We start from the raw sequence: 16,592 nt of genomic DNA, 5'->3' as shown, positions 1-16,592 counted from the left end.
CCGGCTGCGAGCGTTGAGGGATGCACCCTCTCCGCCTCGTCCGCGCGGCCGTCGCCGCATCCGTCGCCCTCGCCCTGCTGGCCGGCTGCTCGGCAGCCGTCGCGGGCTCGCCCGCGGCCGGGGACGCTCCCGCGCGGGCGCAGCACCAGGCGCCCGTCACCGACAGCGCCGAGCTGACCGACGCCGACGGCTACATCCCGGACGGCTCGTCCCTCGCGCTGGACAGCGACCGGCCGGCGGTCACCCGGCTCGACCCGCAGCTGCGCAGTGCGCTCGACGACGCGGTGGCCGCGGCCGAGCGGGAGCGCGGCATCCCGATCACGATCGCGGACGGCTGGCGTTCGGAGCGGTACCAGGAGTACCTGTTCGCGCAGGCCGTGCAGAAGTACGGGAGCGAGGAGGAGGCGCTGCGCTGGGCCAAGCGGGGCTCCGACTCCGAACACGTCGCGGGACGGGCGGTGGACATTGCGACCGCCGACGCCATGGACTTCCTGAGCCGGTTCGGGTCGGAGTGGGGGCTCTGCCAGCGCTACGCGAACGAATCGTGGCACTTCGAGCTGCTCGCCGAGCCCGGCGGTCAGTGCCCCGCCCCCGCACCCGACGGCCGCGGCTGAGTCCTCGCTCCCTCGAGGGGCGTGCGTCAGCCGGCGATGCCGACGGGCTGACGCACGGTCTCCGGGCGGCCGAGACTGTTCAGCATCCCGTCGGCGAGGTCGGCACGGGAGACGGTGAAGCCGCGCGGGACGCTGCCGCCGATCCTGGTGCGGTAGCGCCCGGTGGCCGCGCGGTTCGTCAGCATCGGCGGGCGGAACGCCGTCCATTCCGCGGGCGAGGCGGCCAGCTCCTCCTCCATCGCGCGGAGATCGTCATAGACCGGGCGCAGGATGCGGCCGATCAGCGGCAGCGCGATGCGGCGGCTGATCACGCTGTCGTCCGGCGGCGGCGGCGCGACCGGGGCGGCGCTGATGACGACGATCCGCCGCGGTTCCGCGGCGAGGAGCAGCCGGGTCGCCGGCGCGGCGACGGGCGCCTCCTTGCGCGAGCGCGGCCCGATCGCGGAGAGGACCGCGTCGGATTCGTCGATGGCTGCGCGAACGGCATCTGTGTCGGCGAAGTCGGGGACGACGCGCACGCTCGCGCGCGGATCGAGTCCGTCCGGCCTGCGCAGGACGGCGGTGACCGCGTCGCCGCGGTCGAGGGCCCGGGAGACGAGCAGGCGCCCGGTGCGGCCGCCTGCTCCGAAGATGGTCACTCGCATATCGTCATAGTATGTGATCGTCACAGCTAGGTGCAATCATGCCTTGGTACGATATCGGGATGCCGCCGTCCGACTTCCCCGCGCTCGAGACGCGCGCCAGCTTCCTGCTCTCGCAGCTCGGCATGCAGAGCGCTCAGCGCTTCACGGCCGCGCTCGCGCCGCTCGGGATCACCCCCAACCGCTTCGGCATCCTCGCCCAGCTGGCGAGCGAGGAGGGCCGCACGCAGCAGGAGCTCGCGAACGCGCTCGGTCTGCACCGCAACTCGATGGTCGCCATGATCGACGACCTCGAGCAACGCGGCCTGGTCGAGCGCAGACGGCACCCGAACGACCGCCGGGCGTATGCCATCCACCTCACCCCGGCCGCGCGCGAGGTGCTCGCGGCCGGCGAGCGTCTCGCCGACGAGCAGGAGGAGGCGACCCTCGCCGCCCTGGACGACGCGGAGCGCGCCGCCCTGATCGCGACCCTCACGAAGCTGGTCGCCGCCGCGGGCTACCGCGCGGGCGTCCACCCCGGCATCGACGGCGGGCACTGAGCCCGCACGCGCGCCCGGCTCAGTACCGCTCCGGCTCCGGCAGCCGCGGGAAGCGCCGGCCGGCGACGGTGTCGTCTGACGTGGCCGAACGATACCGCCGGCGGCGCCGGCGGCACGAGGCCCGGCCTGCCGGTCCGGCGGACAACCTCTAAGCTTGAAGCCGTGTCCAAAGTCTTGAGCAGTCTTCCGGTCGGTGAGCGAGTCGGCATCGCGTTCTCGGGGGGTCTCGACACCTCCTGCGCGGTGGCCTGGATGCGCGAGAAGGGCGCCGTGCCCTGCACCTACACGGCCGACATCGGCCAGTACGACGAGCCGAACATCGAGGAGGTCCCCGGCCGCGCGAAGGAGTACGGCGCCGAGGTCGCGCGCCTCGTCGACGCCAAGCGCGCGCTGGTCGAGGAGGGCCTGATCGCGCTGCAGTGCGGCGCGTTCCACATCCGCTCCGGCGGCAAGACGTACTTCAACACCACCCCGCTGGGCCGCGCGGTCACCGGCGTCATGCTGGTGCGCGCGATGATGGAGGACGACGTCGAGATCTGGGGCGACGGCTCCACCTACAAGGGCAACGACATCGAGCGGTTCTACCGCTACGGACTCATCGCCAACCCGCGCCTGCGCATCTACAAGCCGTGGCTGGACGCGGCGTTCGTGGAGGAGCTCGGCGGCCGCAAGGAGATGAGCGAGTGGCTCGTCACGCGCGGCTTCCCCTACCGCGACGCCACCGAGAAGGCGTACTCGACCGACGCCAACATCTGGGGCGCGACGCACGAGGCCAAGCGCCTGGAGGAGCTGGACGCCGGCCTGGACATCGTCGACCCGATCATGGGAGTCGCCGCGTGGCGCGAGGACGTCGAGGTGATCCCGGAGACCGTCTCGGTCCGCTTCGAGGCGGGGCGCCCTGTCGCTCTGAACGGCGTCGAGTTCACCGACCCCGTCGCACTCGTGCTCGAGGCCAACGCGATCGGCGGCCGGCACGGGCTCGGCGCGTCCGACCAGATCGAGAACCGCATCATCGAGGCCAAGAGCCGCGGCATCTACGAGGCCCCTGGCATGGCGCTGCTGCACATCGCGTACGAGCGCCTGCTCAACGCGATCCACAACGAGGACACGGTCGCGAACTACCACAATGAGGGCCGCCGCCTCGGCCGCCTGATGTACGAGGGCCGCTGGCTCGACCCGCAGTCGCTGATGCTGCGCGAGTCGCTGCAGCGCTGGGTCGGCTCCGCGATCACCGGCGAGGTCACCCTGCGCCTGCGCCGCGGCGACGACTACACGATCCTCGACACCACCGGTCCCGCGCTCAGCTACCACCCGGACAAGCTCTCGATGGAGCGCGTCGGCAACGCCGCGTTCGGTCCCGCCGACCGCATCGGCCAGCTGACCATGCGCAACCTGGACATCGCCGACTCCCGCTCGCGGCTCGAGCAGTACGCGGCGTCCGGCCTCATCGGCGGCCCGACCGGCGAGCTCGTCGGCGCGCTGGAAGAGGGCAGCGCCCGCTCGATCCTGGAGCTGGACGTGACGCAGGTGGACGAGGAGCTGTCCCGCGAGATCGACGCGTCGAGCGAGGGCGCGGCCTTCGACTCCGGCACGGACTGAGCGGGGCGCACGATGTCACGGCGGCCGCACGCGGTACGCCGCCACGTGCTGACGATCCTCGTCGCCGTCGTCGCCGTCCTGGTGCTGATCGTCGTCGGCTTCCTCGCCTGGGCGCTCACGCCCATGATGGGCGAGCGGGACGCGGCGCTGAAGGCGTGGCGGGACGACGCGGTCACCATCCGGGATGCCGGCGACGCCGTCGTGATGGCTCCGGCCGGGCACGCCTCCGGCACCGGGCTCGTCTTCGTCCCCGGCGCGCGCGTCGACCCGTACGCCTACCTCTACAAGCTCTCCGGGGCGGTCGCAGAGACCGGGACGACCGTCGTCATCACCAAGCCGACGCTGAACCTGGCATTCTTCGATCAGCGCCCGCTCTCGACGTTCACGTCGCACGCACCGGACGTCGACCGCTGGTTCGTCGGCGGCCACTCGCTCGGCGGTGTCCGCGCGTGCCAGCTCGCCGACTCCCCCGGCGTCACCGGGCTGATCCTGTTCGGCAGCTACTGCGCGAACGACATCTCCGGCTCCCCGCTGGAGGTGCTGTCGATCGGCGGCGAGCGGGACGGCCTCAGCACGCCGCAGAAGATCCAGGACGCCCGCCACCTGCTGCCCGCCGACGCCACCCTGGTGGAGATCCCCGGCATGACGCACGCGCAGTTCGGCGACTACGGCGCCCAGCCGGGCGACAACGCCCCGACCATCTCCGATGAGAGGGCTCGCGACGAGCTCACCGCCGCCCTCGCCTCCGTACTATGAGGCCATGGACACGCGCGACATCGAGGCGGCCGAGCATCGGCCGGAGAACTGGCCGCTCGGCCGGCTGCTCGGTGCCGCGTCCCGCGCGGTCGAGCGCGCCTGGGCGGACGCGCTGGAGCAGCGCGGCCTGACCCACGCCGGGCTGATCGTGCTTCACCTGCTCGAGTCCGGCTTCGACTCGCAGGCCGACCTGGCCAGGATCGCGCAGGTGGAGGCGCAGACGATGTCCCGCACCGTCGACCGGCTGGTACGCGAGGGCCTCGTGACGCGCGAACCGGACCCGAACGACCGGCGCCGGCACGTGCTGACGATCACCCCGGCCGGCCGGACCGCGTTCGCCGCGGTCAGCGGCCTCGAGGACGAGGTCTTCCCCGAGGTCGACGACCCCGAGGCGCTCCGCCATGCCCTCCTGCAGATCGTGCGCGCCTCCCGCCCGTAGCGAACCCCCTGCCCCTCGGCTCCCCGCCATCGCTTCCGGAGTTCTTCACGCTCGGCACCGGCGTTTCGCGTGAAGAACTCCGGAACGGATGGCGGGTGGACGCTCAGTCGCGGGGGACGCGGACGCGGAGGGCGCCCGGGTCGACGTAGGTGCGCATGGCGGAGGCGCGGCCGAAGAGGTCGCCGTCCAGCTCGACCTCCTCCGGCCGGCTGAGCCGCAGCACCAGCTCGCGGCCCTTCAGGTAGTTCATGGCCCGCACCTCGTGGTCGGCGCCCATCAGCCGCCGGCCGACGCTGGTGCGGCGCAGCACGCCGTTCTCCCAGAACACCTTGACGACGATCCGCAGCCAGCCGAGGAACCCCTCGGGGCGCAGCACGACGATGTCGAGTTCGCCGTCGTCGACAGCGGCGTCCGGCAGCAGCAGGATGTTGGCCGGCAGCGACCCGCAGTTGCCGATCAGGATGGTGTGCGCGTGCACCGAGTGCACCCGGCCGCCATCGAGCTGGTAGCGCAGCCGCAGCTCGTTCTTGTCGCGCAGCACCGTGCCGATCGCCTTCACGTAGGCGAGCCAGCCGGCCTTCGCCTTCAGCTCGTCGTCGGTGGCCGCGATCATCCTCGCGTCGATGCCGAGACCGGCCATCACCAGGTAGGCGCGGCGCTGGGTCCCGCCGTCGCCGTCGCGGATCTCGGCGACGCCGACGTCGATCGGACGGTCCTCGCCGTCGAACGCCGTGTCGAGGGCGTGCCCAACGTCGTCCAGGGTGAGATTCAGGTTGCGGGCGAGCAGGTTGCCCGTCCCCGACGGCAGCAGGGCCAGCGGGGTCTCGGTGCCGCGCAGCTCCTCCGCGACCGTGCGGACCGTCCCGTCGCCTCCCGCCGCGATCACCACGTCGACGCCGTTCTCGAGCGCCTCCCTGGTCTGCCCGGTGCCCGGGTCGTCGACCGTGGTCTCCAGCCACAGGGTGTCCTCCCACCCGTGCTGCCTCTCGGCCGCGGCCAGCGCGGCGCGCAGCGCGTCCTCGTCCACCTTCACCGGGTTGACCACGATCGCAGCCCTGCTCATCCGACTCCCTCCGCCGATGCTGCCTGCGACAGTACGCTATGCCAGGCTGAGGGGATGCACCTGCTCGACGATCCCGCCTGGAACGCGCTCACCGGACCGCACGCCGGCTTCGCGGACGGCGACGGGCCCGTCCGCCGGTACCGCACGGACATGTCCCCGTTCGCGGCGGTCGGCGACCGGACCGACCCGGAGGCCTGGGCGCGCCTGGCGACGCTGACCGGCCCCGGCGGGACCATCGGCGTCTTCTCGGACGCCGCACCGGAGGGCTGGGAGCGGATCGCCGGCTACGACTGCATCCAGTACGTCTACGAGCGGCCGGACGCGCCCGCCCTGCCCGCGCTCGGGGACGGCGCGACACTGGTGCGGCTTGGCGACGCCGACGTCCCGGAGATGCTCGATCTGGTGGAGCGCACCCGACCCGGGCCGTTCCTGCCGCGCACGATCGACTTCGGCGGCTATCACGGCATCCGGGTGGACGGCAGGCTGGCGGCGATGGCGGGGCAGCGGATGCGGCCGGAGGGCTGGTGCGAGGTCAGCGCGGTGTGCGCGGACCCGCAGTGGCGCGGGCGCGGTTTCGCGGGACAGGCGATGGCCGCCGTGATGGCGGGCATCCTGGCGCGCGGCGAGCGCCCGTTCCTGCACGTGGAAGCGGGCAACGACAGCGCGGTCGCGCTCTACGAGCGTCTCGGCTTCACGAGCAGGGCGCGGCTCGAGATCCTGGTCTGCCGGGCGGCCTAACCCCCGCCCTTGCCCTTCCCCTTGCCGTTGTTCTTGCCGGGGCCCTTGTTGGGGTTGTCCTGCTGCGGCTTCGGCTTCGGCTGAGGCTGCTGCCGTTCCTGCTGCTGCTCCTGCTCCTGCTGCTGCGGCGCGGGCGAGACGACCGGCGCGACGGTGGTCGGCGGGGCGACAACGGACGGCGTCGGCCGGGGCGTCGTGCTGCCGGAGGCCGGCACCTCCCCCGGCGTGAGGATGCTGCCGAGCGAGAACGCGAGACCCACGATTGCCGCGGCGCCGCTGGTCAGCAGAACGGCGTCCAGGGTGCGCCGCCTCCGCCGCGTCCGGACCGCGCCGCGGTCGCGCACCGGGGCGGTGGGGCCGGTCGTGGCGGTGGCGCCGGAGCCGGCAGCGGCGGCGGCTGTGGAGCCTACGGCGCCGATCCCGGCGGCGCCCGCAGCGCCGATCCCTGCCGCGTTCATCGCGAGCGTCGGGCCGGTGCCGCCATCGGCAGCCGGGTCGGGCAGCGCCTCCGGCTGCCAGCCCACCAGCTGCGGCGCGAGTTCGCGCGCCATGATCGCCACCTCGACCGCCGTCGGGCGGATGCCGGGGTCGCGCGCCGTCATGGCCCCGAGCAGCCCGCGCCAGTCCTCGGGCAGAGAGGCCGGGATGCGCGGATCGCGCGCGGCGCGCGCGGAGACCGCCTCCACCGGACTCCCGGGGTACTCGCGGACGCCGGTCAGCGACTCCAGCACCACCAGTCCCAGCGCGTAGATGTCGGCCGCTGCGCCCGGCTCGCCGCCGACTCCCTGCTCCGGGCTGAGGTAGCCGGCCGTCCCGATGACCGTGCCCGCCGTGGTCAGTCGCTCGGCGCCGAGCCGGTGGGCGATGCCGAAGTCCGCGAGCTTCACGATCGGGCGGCCGCCGGGGATGCCGGAGTCGGCGAGCAGGATGTTGGCCGGCTTGAGGTCGCGGTGCACCATTCCGGCGCCGTGCACGACGGCGAGCGCCTCCGCGATGCTCTCGGCGACGACGGCGGCGTCCTCGGCGGGCAGCGGACCGCGCTCCAGCCGAGTACGCAGGTCCTCCCCCGCGACCAGCTCCATGACGAGCAGGCTCGGGGTCGTGTCGCCCTCCGCGGCGAGGTGCGCGTCGTGCAGCGTGACCAGGTTGGGGTGGCTCAGGCGGCCGAGGAGCGTCGCCTCCGCGCGCCGTCTGGCGTCGTCGGTGGCGGTGCCGGGCGCGAACAGCTTGACGGCGACGGCACGTTCCAGGCGCCGGTCGTACGCACGGTAGACCGTCGCCATGCCACCGCGTCCGAGCCGCTCGCGCAGCTCGTAACGGTCGAGGTACAGGGGTGCGTCATCCACCTCGCGAGCATACGCGCGCCAGCGGATGCCGTGAATCCGCCGACAAACCCGTCCACCCCCGTTGCCTGGCGGCCCGCTCCGGGCATGACTGAGAGGAGTGAACGAGGTACCGGAGACGCCGGGAGTGCTGGAAGCGCTCCAGGTGTACCGCGCGGCGGAGGCCGCGATGCGCCGCAGGACCGGCGCCACGCTGGGGATCGGCGACAACGACCTGCTGGCGCTGCGGCTGCTGCTCGACAACACGGCGGCCGGTCGCCCCACCGCCCTCAAGGACGTCGGCAGCTATCTCGGGATCTCGAGCGCTTCGACGACCGCGCTCGTCGACCGGCTGGTGCAGGGCGGGTTCGTGGAGCGGAGGCCGAGCCCGTCGGACGGGCGCTCGACGGTCATCGTGCCGACGCCTTCCGCCCTGGGCGACACCGGCCCGCTTCTGGCCGCGGCGAACGAGGAGCTGGCCGCCGCCACCGCGGAGCTCAGCCCCGACGAGGCGGAGACGGTCACGCGCTTCCTCACCAAGATGCGGCAGACCGTCGACAGGATCGCCGACGGGCGACACGCGAATAGGCCGAAACCGCCTCTGAGTCAAGGGGATTCCTAGGCAACCGAAACAGTTGTTGTCTGGATCGCGTCAAGGAAAGGACACCCCTTCATGAACATCCTGCTCATCATCGTCGCGATCATCGCGATCATCCTGCTGCTGACCGGCGGCTTCGTGCAGTCCTTGAACTTCCTCCTCTGGGTGGGCATCATCCTGCTCGTTCTCGCCGTGATCGTCTGGCTGGTACGGCTGCTGACCGGCAGCCGCCGGGTTTAGAGGAGGCCCGACATGAGCCTCGGCGCTGGGATCTTCCTCTTCGTGATCGGAGCGATCCTCGCGTTCGCCCTCAACGTCCAGGTGACCTGGATCGACCTTCACCTCGTCGGCTACATCCTGATGGTGGCCGGCGTGGTGGGGATCATCCTCGGGATCATCCTGCTGACGCGCCGGCGCCGCTCGGTGGCGACGACGCAGACGTCGGTGGACCCGGCGACCGGTGACCGCGTCACTCGTCGCACCAGCGGGGAGGACGACCTCATCTGATCCTCGGACACGAGAACGGCCCGCGTCATCCGACGCGGGCCGTTCTCGTGTGTGGTCTCAGCGCTCCATTGTGTCCAGGATGCCCACCAGATCCTCGAACGTCGTCAGCGGGTTGAGCACGGCGAACCGGGTGTTGGCGCGGCCCGCGTGCGAGCTCGGCGTGACGAAAGCGCGCTGCTCGTCGAGCAGCTTCGCCGACCAGAGGGCGTAGTCCTCCTTCGTCCAGCCCTCGCGCTCGAACACGACGACGGACAGCTGCGGACGACGGACGAGGTGGAAGCCGTCGCGGCGCTCGATCTCCTCCGCGATCCGGTGCGCGAGCTCCAGCGACGACGTGACCGCGTCCCGGTACGCCGCGGCTCCGTGGCTGGCGAGCGAGAACCAGAACGGCAGCCCGCGCGCGCGGCGGGTCAGGTGCGCCGCGTAGTCGGACGGGCTCCACTCGGTGGTCTCGGTCAGCGTGTCCAGGTACTCGGCGTGCTGGGTGTGCGCGCGGCGTCCTGCCTCCGGGTCGCGGTAGAGCAGCGCGCACGCGTCGAACGGCGCGAACAGCCACTTGTGCGGGTCCACGATCAGCGAGTCGGCGCGCTCGACGCCGGCGAACAGCGGGCGGGCGAGGGGCGACAGCATCCCGGCGAGGCCGTAGGCGCCGTCGATGTGCAGCCAGAACGCGTGCTCGTCCTTCAGCGCGGCGATTGAGGCGATGTCGTCCACGATGCCGAAGTTGGTGGAACCCGCGGTCGCGACGACCGCGAACACCGCGTCCCCGTACTCCTCCAGCGCCGGACGGACAGCGTCGCCGGTGAGCTGCCCGGACTCGCCGGGCGAGACGGCGACGACGTCCACGTCCATCACGCGCGCGGCGGACGCGACAGAGGAGTGCGCCTCGGCGCTGCACACGATCACCCAGCGGCCGGCGGGGTTGCCGCGCTCGCTGCGGGCGTGGTCGCGAGCGGCGACGAGCGCGGAGAGGTTGCCGAGCGTCCCGCCCTGCACGAAGACGCCGCCCGCGGTCTCCGGCAGCCCGAACTCGGCGGCCAGGAAGGCGAGCACCTGGTTCTCGGCGTAGACCGCGCCGGAGCCCTCCAGCCAGGACCCCCCGTAGACGGCGCTGGCGGAGACGACGAGGTCGAACGCGGTCGCGGCCTTGGTGGGCGCGGTCGGGATGAAGGAGAGGTAGCGCGGGTGGTCGGTGGTGATGCAGGCGGGCGCGAGCACGTGCTCGAAGAGCGCGAGGGCGCGTTCGGCGCCCATGCCGGTCTCCGAGACGGTGCGGCCGGCGAGCCGGCGCAGCTCGGCCTCCGGCAGCGGCTTGTCCAGTGGGGTGTCCTCGCTGAGGATGCGCCGGCGCGAGTAGTCGAGCACCAGGTCGACGAGCTCACGCGTCTCGGGGGTGACGGCGTGCATGCGGGTCTCGTTTGTCATTCGGGCCTCCGCAGACCATCGTTACACAACCGATCGGCACGATTCTGACGCCGAGCGCAGCTTTCCTGCGCGCTCACCGCCCCCGGCGCATCGAACGGCCGCCGCGGCCGGCGCACGCGCCAGATTTCCGGAGATCCCGCGGCTGTCCGCGCCGATTGTCCGGAACTCCGGACATCCGAGCGGCGTGTCGGCGGAGGGTTCCCGCGTTCGGCGCGCGGCATACTGACCGGATGGCTGAAGGGACCGAACGACGGAAGTTCGTCGTGGTCGGGCTGTTCTCGCCGATGAGCGCCGGAAGCCGGTTCCGGCGCAGCGCCTGGCCCGCCCATCTGACGCTCGTCGGGAACTTCGAAACCCTCGCGTCACCCCAGGAGGTGGCGGACGGCGTGCGCCGTGTGGTCCAGGGTCTGCCGCCCCTGCTCAGCCGCTTCGGTGCCGTCGACCAGTTCGGTCCCGACCGGGACGTGCCGGTACAGCTGGTGGAGCGGGAGCCGTTCGGCGCCGTGCACGAAGCACTCGCTCGCGTCATCGAGGTCCTGCCCGGCCTTGTGGCCGAGGATCCGGACTATTGGCACGAGGGTTATCGCCCCCATGTCACCCGCCGGTTCGCGAGCGGCGTCCGAGAGGGCGACACCTGGCCGGTTCGTTGCGTGGCCGTGGCTGAGCTCGGCGCCGGCGACGCCAGGGTGGTCGACGTCGTCGCGTCGCTCTGACGCCGCGACCGAGCGCTTGCGCGCGCCGCCGCCTCAGCCGAGGTCGACCGCGACCGCCGCGTGCTGCTCGGCCGAGCGCTGCGCGGCGTCCGCGAGGAGGAGGGCGGCGCGGCCGTCCTCGAAGGTGGGGCTCGTCGACGGCTCGCCGCGGACCAGTTGGACGAACGCGCGCAGCTCCGCCGCGTACGCCTCGGCGTAGCGCTCCAGGAAGAAGTCCTGGTAGGGCGGCTTCGCCTCCACCGCGGTCGCCGTCGACAGGCTGACCAGGCTGGTCGGGGCGTTGGCGACCTGCAGCATCCCGTCGGCGCCGAACGCCTCCAGGCGCTGGTCGTAGCCGACCGCGCTGTGCCGCGAGTTCGTGATCGTCACGACCGCGCCGGACGCCGAGCGCAGCACGACGACCGCCGTGTCGAAGTCGCCGTGCTCGCGTGCGCCCGCGTCGAAGAGGGTCGCACCCGTCGCCTGCACCTCCACGATGTCGGGCAGGAAGAAGCGGGCCATGTCGAAGTCGTGGATGGTCATGTCGCGGAAGATGCCGCCGGACACCGCGACGTAGGCGGCGGGCGGGGCGGCCGGGTCCCTGCTGACGATGGAGAGCTGCTCGAGCGCCCCGATCTCGCCCGCGGCGACGCGTGCGCGCACCGACGCGAACGCCGGGTCGAAGCGGCGGTTGAAGCCGAGCGCGACCGGGATGCCAGCTGACGCGACCTTCGGGCGCAGCGCATCCACGCGGGCGATGTCGAGGTCGATCGGCTTCTCGCAGAGCACGGGGATGCGGGCATCGACCGCCGCGGAGATCAGGTCGACGTGCGTCGGCGTCGGCGAGGCGATGAGGACCGCGTCCACCTCGCCGGAGGCGAACACCTCGTCCGCCGACGCCGTCACCCGGCCGCCGTAGCTCGCGGCGACCGCCTCGGCGCCGGCGACGATCGGGTCGCACACCCAGGCGAGCGTCGTGTCGGGGTCCGCCGCGATGCTGCGGGCGTGCACCTGTCCGATGCGGCCGGTGCCGATGAGACCGAAGCGGATCGGGGTCGTTGTCACGGGGGCGGGTGTCCTTTCCTCAGACGTCAGCACCAGGGGCGCAGGGCGTCGCGGTTGAGCTTCTGGTCGGCCGCGCGCTGGGCGCGGAAGGCGGCGAGCGACGTCCCCGGCGCCGGCAGCACGTCCTGCTCCACCACGACCCAGCCGTCGTAGCCGGCGTCGTCGACGGCGGTCAGCACCGCCGCCAGGTCGATGTCGCCGCGGCCGAACGCGACGAAGGCGCCGGAGGACCACACCTCGGTCATGCCGCCGCCCGCGGCGAGCACGCGGCGGAGCTCGGCGGTGTCGACGTCCTTGAGGTGGAGGTGGTTGATGCGCGCGCCCCAGCGGCGCACCGCCTCCAGCGGGTCGCCGCCGCCGATGAGCAGGTGCCCGGTGTCGAGGGTGAGGCCGATGTCGACGCGCTCCAGGAAGCGGTCGACCTCCTCCGGCGACTCCACGAAGGTGCCGGCGTGGTGGTGGAAGGTCGGCTCGAAGCCGGCGGCCCGGACGCGCTCGGCGGCGGCCTGCGCGTTCGCGGCCAGACGGTCCCAGCGGGCGGTGCCGAGCGGCTCGGCGGCGGCGCCGGGGTGCGCCTTGCGGGCGGGGGACCCGGTGTCGGCGAGGGTCGGCTTCGGCAGGCGGTCCGGCGCGGCCTCCGCGGCGTCGGCGAACACGGCGAGCGCGTCGTCCAGGCCGGGGAGCGCGGCGGCGAACGCGTCGTCGTCGGAGAGGGGGAGCTCCACCCAGCCGCCGGCGAGCTCGAGGCCGCGCGACGACAGCCGGTCGCGGAGCTCCGCGCCCCGGCCGAAGAAGCCGACGGGCCCGAGGTCGACGCCCGCGTACCCGGTCTCGGCGAGGAGGTCGAGCATGTCGTTCGGGCCGATCGTCTCCGCGTCGGCAGGCGTCATCTCGAAGACGCCGAAGCTCACCGGAGCGCCGGCGACCGTGGCCTTCATGCGGTGATCCCGGTCCGGGTCGACGCGGTCATCGGCTTCCTTTCGCCAGCGAAACTATGTCACGACAATAACACAACAGGGATGTCGCCTCCGGGCCCCTACGATGGCGGGATGACGGCAGCGCTCTTCCTGAACGGCACGGTCGGCTCCGGCAAGTCGGCCACCGCGGACGCCGCGGGCGACCTGCTCGCCGAGCGCGGCATCCCGCACGCCGTCATCGACCTGGACGCGCTCCGCCGGGTCTGGCCCGCTCCCGCCGGCGACCCGTTCCAGACGGCGCTGGAGCTCGCGAACCTGCGGGACTACGCGGCCAACGCGACGGCGGCCGGTGCCGGCGTGCTCGTGCTCGCGGGCGTGATCGAGGAGCCGTCGGCGCTCCCCCGCTACGAGGACGCGGTCGGCGGCCCGGTGACGCTCGTGCGGCTGCGCGCGGAGGCGGGCGAGGTCGAGCGCCGGCTGCGCGCCCGCCACGCGGACGATCCCGAGGGACTCCGCTGGCATCTGGACCGGCGCGGCGAGCTGGAGGCGGTGCTGGATGCGGCCGGCCTGCCCGGCCCGACCGTCCCGACCGGGCACCGGACGCCGCGCGAGGTCGCGGAGGAGGCGCTGCGCGCGTGGGACGCGGTCTGACCCGCGCGTCCGCGCTCTGCTAGCGTCGTCCGGTGCCCTCCCCGTTCACCCCGCCGGCCGACATCGTCTCCGACGAACGGCTGGTCGCCCGTCTGATCGCCGAGCAGCATCCCGATCTGGCGGGGCCGCTGCGGCTGGTCTCCGACGGCTGGGACAACCAGATCTACCGGCTCGGCGACGATCTCGCCGTGCGCATCCCGCGCCGCGAGGTGGCGGCGCACCTGATCGAGCACGAGCAGCGGACGCTGCCCGCGATCGCCGCGCGGGTCGCCGTCCCCGTGCCGGCGCCGGTCCGGATCGGCGTTCCGAGCGCGACGTTCGGCTGGCCGTGGAGCATCGTCCCGTGGCTGCACGGCGTCGACGGCGCCTCGGTGACGGCCGCGGAGCGCGCGGGCATCGCCGAGCCGCTCGCGGCGTTCCTCGGCGCCGTGCACGTCCCCGCGCCGGACGACGCCCCCGAGAACCCGGTGCGCGGCGTCCCGCTCGCCACCAGGGACATCCCGATCCGGGAGCGGCTGCGCACGCTCGGAGACCGGATGGACGTCGCGCCGCTCGTCGCCGCCTGGGAGGACGCGCTGGCCGCGCCGGTGTGGACGGGACCGGCGCTCTGGATCCACGGCGACCCGCATCCGGGGAACATGCTGCTCACCCCGCAGGGCGGACTCGCCGCTGTCATCGACTTCGGCGACGTGACCGCCGGCGACCCGGCGACCGACCTCGCCACCGCGTGGCTCAGCTTCGACGCGGACGCCCGCGAGCGCTTCCGCTCCGCCCTCCCGGTGCCGCCCGACGACGCCACCTGGCGGCGCGCCCGCGGCTGGGCGGTCGCGATGGGCTCGGCCCTCGCGGCGAGCTCCGCCGACAACCCGAGGATGGCCGCGCTCGGCGAGCACGCGATCGCGCAGCTCGCGGCCGACCCGGTCGGCTAGGCCCGGAAACGCCGGATGCCGGCCCCGCGTCACGGGAACCGGCATCCGTGCTGTGCGTGTCCGCCCGTCCGGGCGGGTGCGGCTCAGCCCTGCGAGAGCGTGAGCAGCAGGTCGTCGCCCGGCGCGGCAGGGACGAAGTCCGCCTCGATCTCGGCGCGCTCCAGCAGCTCGCCCATGCGGCGCTGACGCTGACGCGGGATGAGGGTCACGACCGTGCCCTGCTTGCCGGCGCGGCCGGTGCGGCCCGAGCGGTGCAGGTAGGTCTTGTACTCGTCGGGGGCGTCGGCCTGGATGACCAGGTCGATGTCGTCCACGTGGATGCCGCGGGCGGCGACATCCGTGGCGACGAGCACATTGACGCGGCCACTGGTGAGCTGGGCCAGGTTGCGCGTGCGGCGCGACTGGTTCAGGTCGCCGTGCAGGCTGACGGCCGGGATGCCGGCGTCGTCGAGCTGGTCGGCAAGCATCTCCGCGAAGGCGCGGGTGCGGGCGAAGATCAGCGTCTTGCCCTCGCGGTCGGCCAGCGCCTCGATGATGGCGGGCTTGTCGCGGTGCTCGATGACCAGGACGCGGTGGTCGATGGTCGAGGACGCCTGGTCCTCGCCCGCCACCTCGTGCACCGCCGGCTCGACGAGGAACTCGTCGACGAGCTGGGCGACGCCCTTGTCGAGGGTCGCCGAGAAGAGCAGCTTCTGGCCGCCCTCCGCGGTCTCGCGCAGGATGCGCTGCACCGGCTCGAGGAAGCCGAGGTCGCACATGTGGTCGGCCTCGTCCAGCACCGTGATGACGACCTGGCTGAGGTCGAGGCGGCCCTGCTCGACCAGGTCCTCGATCCGGCCCGGGGTGCCGATCACGATGTCGACGCCGCGCTGCAGCGCGCCGACCTGACGGCCCTGCGGGACGCCGCCGTAGATCTGCGTGGTGAAGAGGCCGACGCTGCGCGCGATCGGCTGCACCGTGCGGTCGATCTGGAGCGCGAGCTCGCGGGTCGGCGCGAGGATGAGCGCGCGCGGGGCGCGGCCGATCTGGCGCTTGCCGCCGGACTTGCCGGACTCGGCCCAGAGCTGCATGAGGCGCTCGACCATCGGGGCGCCGAAGGCGATCGTCTTGCCGGAGCCGGTGCGGCCGCGGCCGAGCACGTCCTTGCCGGCGAGCACGTCGGGCGCGGTCGCGGCCTGGATCGGGAACGGCTTCTCGGCGCCGAGCTCGGCAAGCGCGCGGACGATGTTGCCGCCGAGGCCCAGGTCGGCGAAGGTCACGCCCTCGACGTCCTCGGCCTGGATGGCCTCGGCCTCGAGGCGCTCCAGCACGACGTCGTCCTGCGGGGTGAAGGTCTTCTCCTCGCGCGACGGGTAGAAGGAGGAGTCGCGGCGGGGACGCTCGGCCCGGTCGTCGAACGAGCGGCGCGGACGGTCGGCCCGGTCGTCGCGGTCGAACGAACGGCGGGGACGGTCGTCGTAGTCACGACGGGGACGCTCGGCCCGGTCGTCGCGGTCGAACGAGCGACGCGGACGGTCGTCGTACTCGCGACGGGGACGCTCGGCCCGGTCGTCGAAGGAACGGCGCGGACGGTCCGCCCGGTCGTCGCGGTCGAACGAGCGACGCGGACGGTCGTCGTAGTCACGACGGGGACGCTCGGCCCGGTCGTCGCGGTCGAACGAGCGACGCGGACGGTCGTCGTCGCGGCGCGGACGCTCGGTGCGGCCGCGGTTGTCCCACTCGCGCTCGGTGCGGCGCGCGTCCTTGCCGCGGGGCTCCCAGTTCGGGCGCTCGGGGCGGCCGCGGCCGGAGCCGGCCTCGTCGCGGCTGCCGTAGACGGCGCGGCCGCGCTCGGCGGCGCCGGCGCGCTTCGCGCGGTCCTCGGCGCTCCACCTGGCCTTCTTGCCTGCGGTCGCCTGGTCCTCGGCGCGGTAGCCGCGGTGCTTCGGGGAGCGGCTGCCTGTGGACTGCTGCGGGCGTCGGTCGTTCTTCTTGTACGGGGGCATGCGTGATTCTTCCTGGGTTCCTGTCAGGTGCGCGGCGGCACGCAGAAGCGCACCGGGGAATCCCCGTCGAACATCGTCCGGGGCCGTTCACATCGTGATTGTCCGCACCACC

The 16,592-nt window shown here is 73.2% G+C and carries 19 protein-coding genes; 12 read left to right on the top strand and 7 right to left on the bottom strand.

Annotated elements, in window-relative coordinates:
* The first annotated feature begins 20 nt into the window (after positions 1-20).
* Positions 21-614 (top strand): M15 family metallopeptidase, encoded by a 594-nt coding sequence (locus tag ACTHMF_RS19465; RefSeq protein ID WP_440319900.1) that lies wholly within the window; start codon positions 21-23, stop codon positions 612-614.
* 26 nt (positions 615-640) lie between these two features.
* Here ACTHMF_RS19465 and ACTHMF_RS19460 read toward each other — a convergent pair whose 3' ends face one another.
* Positions 641-1,258: an NAD(P)-dependent oxidoreductase gene (locus ACTHMF_RS19460; protein WP_440319898.1), complete on the bottom strand. Its 618-nt coding sequence runs from the start codon at positions 1,256-1,258 to the stop codon at positions 641-643.
* 38 nt (positions 1,259-1,296) lie between these two features.
* On the opposite strand from ACTHMF_RS19460, the gene ACTHMF_RS19455 reads away from it, so the two are divergent.
* The 4 genes from ACTHMF_RS19455 to ACTHMF_RS19440 all read left to right on the top strand — a co-directional run bounded on the left by ACTHMF_RS19455 (position 1,297) and on the right by ACTHMF_RS19440 (position 4,588).
* Positions 1,297-1,794 carry a MarR family winged helix-turn-helix transcriptional regulator gene (locus ACTHMF_RS19455; RefSeq protein WP_440319896.1) on the top strand — a complete coding sequence of 166 codons (498 nt, stop codon included), beginning with the start codon at positions 1,297-1,299 and terminating at the stop codon, positions 1,792-1,794.
* A gap of 162 nt (positions 1,795-1,956) precedes the next feature.
* Complete coding sequence (gene argG / locus ACTHMF_RS19450) at positions 1,957-3,393, top strand: argininosuccinate synthase (protein WP_440319894.1); 1,437 nt, start codon at positions 1,957-1,959, stop codon at positions 3,391-3,393.
* A 12-nt stretch (positions 3,394-3,405) separates the two neighbouring features.
* The gene (locus tag ACTHMF_RS19445; RefSeq protein ID WP_440319892.1) at positions 3,406-4,149 is read left to right on the top strand and encodes an alpha/beta hydrolase; all 744 of its coding nucleotides are present in this window, start codon (positions 3,406-3,408) and stop codon (positions 4,147-4,149) included.
* A 4-nt stretch (positions 4,150-4,153) separates the two neighbouring features.
* The gene (locus ACTHMF_RS19440) at positions 4,154-4,588 is read left to right on the top strand and encodes a MarR family winged helix-turn-helix transcriptional regulator (RefSeq protein ID WP_440319891.1); all 435 of its coding nucleotides are present in this window, start codon (positions 4,154-4,156) and stop codon (positions 4,586-4,588) included.
* Between the two features lie 103 nt (positions 4,589-4,691).
* On the opposite strand, the gene ACTHMF_RS19435 is transcribed toward ACTHMF_RS19440, so the two are convergent.
* A complete protein-coding gene (locus ACTHMF_RS19435; protein ID WP_440319889.1) occupies positions 4,692-5,651 on the bottom strand; it encodes a diacylglycerol/lipid kinase family protein in 960 nt (319 codons plus the stop codon).
* A gap of 54 nt (positions 5,652-5,705) precedes the next feature.
* Between ACTHMF_RS19435 and ACTHMF_RS19430 the strand changes: the two genes are divergently transcribed.
* Positions 5,706-6,389 carry a GNAT family N-acetyltransferase gene (locus tag ACTHMF_RS19430; RefSeq protein ID WP_440319887.1) on the top strand — a complete coding sequence of 228 codons (684 nt, stop codon included), beginning with the start codon at positions 5,706-5,708 and terminating at the stop codon, positions 6,387-6,389.
* Here ACTHMF_RS19430 and ACTHMF_RS19425 read toward each other — a convergent pair.
* Complete coding sequence (locus tag ACTHMF_RS19425) at positions 6,386-7,735, bottom strand: serine/threonine-protein kinase (protein ID WP_440319885.1); 1,350 nt, start codon at positions 7,733-7,735, stop codon at positions 6,386-6,388. The two genes, ACTHMF_RS19430 and ACTHMF_RS19425, sit on opposite strands and share 4 nt — an antisense overlap.
* 97 nt (positions 7,736-7,832) lie before the next feature.
* On the opposite strand from ACTHMF_RS19425, the gene ACTHMF_RS19420 reads away from it, so the two are divergent.
* From ACTHMF_RS19420 to ACTHMF_RS19410, 3 genes are read left to right on the top strand one after another with little or no spacing between them, the layout of a single operon-like run.
* Positions 7,833-8,333: a MarR family winged helix-turn-helix transcriptional regulator gene (locus ACTHMF_RS19420; RefSeq protein WP_314149687.1), complete on the top strand. Its 501-nt coding sequence runs from the start codon at positions 7,833-7,835 to the stop codon at positions 8,331-8,333.
* A gap of 51 nt (positions 8,334-8,384) precedes the next feature.
* Positions 8,385-8,549 (top strand): hypothetical protein, encoded by a 165-nt coding sequence (locus ACTHMF_RS19415; protein WP_183080093.1) that lies wholly within the window; start codon positions 8,385-8,387, stop codon positions 8,547-8,549.
* A gap of 12 nt (positions 8,550-8,561) precedes the next feature.
* Positions 8,562-8,816, top strand: coding sequence for a DUF6458 family protein (locus tag ACTHMF_RS19410; RefSeq protein ID WP_314149688.1), 255 nt, complete (start codon positions 8,562-8,564; stop codon positions 8,814-8,816).
* Positions 8,817-8,873: 57 nt separating this feature from the next.
* Here ACTHMF_RS19410 and ACTHMF_RS19405 read toward each other — a convergent pair whose 3' ends face one another.
* Complete coding sequence (locus ACTHMF_RS19405) at positions 8,874-10,241, bottom strand: pyridoxal phosphate-dependent decarboxylase family protein (RefSeq protein ID WP_440319883.1); 1,368 nt, start codon at positions 10,239-10,241, stop codon at positions 8,874-8,876.
* Between the two features lie 230 nt (positions 10,242-10,471).
* Between ACTHMF_RS19405 and ACTHMF_RS19400 the strand changes: the two genes are divergently transcribed.
* Positions 10,472-10,954 carry a 2'-5' RNA ligase family protein gene (locus ACTHMF_RS19400; protein ID WP_440319881.1) on the top strand — a complete coding sequence of 161 codons (483 nt, stop codon included), beginning with the start codon at positions 10,472-10,474 and terminating at the stop codon, positions 10,952-10,954.
* 33 nt (positions 10,955-10,987) lie between these two features.
* Here ACTHMF_RS19400 and iolG read toward each other — a convergent pair whose 3' ends face one another.
* Together iolG and ACTHMF_RS19390 are read right to left on the bottom strand one after the other, a co-directional pair.
* The gene (iolG, locus tag ACTHMF_RS19395) at positions 10,988-11,998 is read right to left on the bottom strand and encodes an inositol 2-dehydrogenase (RefSeq protein ID WP_440319879.1); all 1,011 of its coding nucleotides are present in this window, start codon (positions 11,996-11,998) and stop codon (positions 10,988-10,990) included.
* Between the two features lie 26 nt (positions 11,999-12,024).
* Positions 12,025-12,936 carry a sugar phosphate isomerase/epimerase family protein gene (locus ACTHMF_RS19390; protein ID WP_440319878.1) on the bottom strand — a complete coding sequence of 304 codons (912 nt, stop codon included), beginning with the start codon at positions 12,934-12,936 and terminating at the stop codon, positions 12,025-12,027.
* 111 nt (positions 12,937-13,047) lie between these two features.
* Between ACTHMF_RS19390 and ACTHMF_RS19385 the strand changes: the two genes are divergently transcribed.
* Positions 13,048-13,566, top strand: coding sequence for a hypothetical protein (locus ACTHMF_RS19385; RefSeq protein WP_440319876.1), 519 nt, complete (start codon positions 13,048-13,050; stop codon positions 13,564-13,566).
* A gap of 32 nt (positions 13,567-13,598) precedes the next feature.
* The gene (locus tag ACTHMF_RS19380) at positions 13,599-14,495 is read left to right on the top strand and encodes an aminoglycoside phosphotransferase family protein (protein WP_440319874.1); all 897 of its coding nucleotides are present in this window, start codon (positions 13,599-13,601) and stop codon (positions 14,493-14,495) included.
* A gap of 83 nt (positions 14,496-14,578) precedes the next feature.
* On the opposite strand, the gene ACTHMF_RS19375 is transcribed toward ACTHMF_RS19380, so the two are convergent.
* Entirely contained in the window at positions 14,579-16,480 is a 1,902-nt protein-coding gene (locus ACTHMF_RS19375) for a DEAD/DEAH box helicase (RefSeq protein ID WP_440319872.1), read from the bottom strand.
* Positions 16,481-16,592 lie beyond the last annotated feature (112 nt).

It is taken from the genome of Leifsonia sp. (assembly GCF_051955155.1).
GTDB lineage: Bacteria > Actinomycetota > Actinomycetes > Actinomycetales > Microbacteriaceae > Leifsonia.
The sequence above is the reverse complement of the archived record's forward strand: the minus strand, read 5'-3'. Positions and strand labels throughout refer to the sequence as shown.

Coding starts and splice junctions, on each gene's coding strand:
- ACTHMF_RS19465 (WP_440319900.1), top strand. CDS start 21: ATGCACCCTCTCCGCCTCGTCCGCGCGGCCGTCGCCGCATCCGTCGCC.
- ACTHMF_RS19460 (WP_440319898.1), bottom strand. CDS start 1,258: ATGCGAGTGACCATCTTCGGAGCAGGCGGCCGCACCGGGCGCCTGCTC.
- ACTHMF_RS19455 (WP_440319896.1), top strand. CDS start 1,297: ATGCCTTGGTACGATATCGGGATGCCGCCGTCCGACTTCCCCGCGCTC.
- ACTHMF_RS19445 (WP_440319892.1), top strand. CDS start 3,406: ATGTCACGGCGGCCGCACGCGGTACGCCGCCACGTGCTGACGATCCTC.
- ACTHMF_RS19440 (WP_440319891.1), top strand. CDS start 4,154: ATGGACACGCGCGACATCGAGGCGGCCGAGCATCGGCCGGAGAACTGG.
- ACTHMF_RS19435 (WP_440319889.1), bottom strand. CDS start 5,651: ATGAGCAGGGCTGCGATCGTGGTCAACCCGGTGAAGGTGGACGAGGAC.
- ACTHMF_RS19430 (WP_440319887.1), top strand. CDS start 5,706: ATGCACCTGCTCGACGATCCCGCCTGGAACGCGCTCACCGGACCGCAC.
- ACTHMF_RS19415 (WP_183080093.1), top strand. CDS start 8,385: ATGAACATCCTGCTCATCATCGTCGCGATCATCGCGATCATCCTGCTG.
- ACTHMF_RS19410 (WP_314149688.1), top strand. CDS start 8,562: ATGAGCCTCGGCGCTGGGATCTTCCTCTTCGTGATCGGAGCGATCCTC.
- ACTHMF_RS19405 (WP_440319883.1), bottom strand. CDS start 10,241: ATGACAAACGAGACCCGCATGCACGCCGTCACCCCCGAGACGCGTGAG.
- ACTHMF_RS19400 (WP_440319881.1), top strand. CDS start 10,472: ATGGCTGAAGGGACCGAACGACGGAAGTTCGTCGTGGTCGGGCTGTTC.
- ACTHMF_RS19390 (WP_440319878.1), bottom strand. CDS start 12,936: ATGAAGGCCACGGTCGCCGGCGCTCCGGTGAGCTTCGGCGTCTTCGAG.
- ACTHMF_RS19385 (WP_440319876.1), top strand. CDS start 13,048: ATGACGGCAGCGCTCTTCCTGAACGGCACGGTCGGCTCCGGCAAGTCG.
- ACTHMF_RS19375 (WP_440319872.1), bottom strand. CDS start 16,480: ATGCCCCCGTACAAGAAGAACGACCGACGCCCGCAGCAGTCCACAGGC.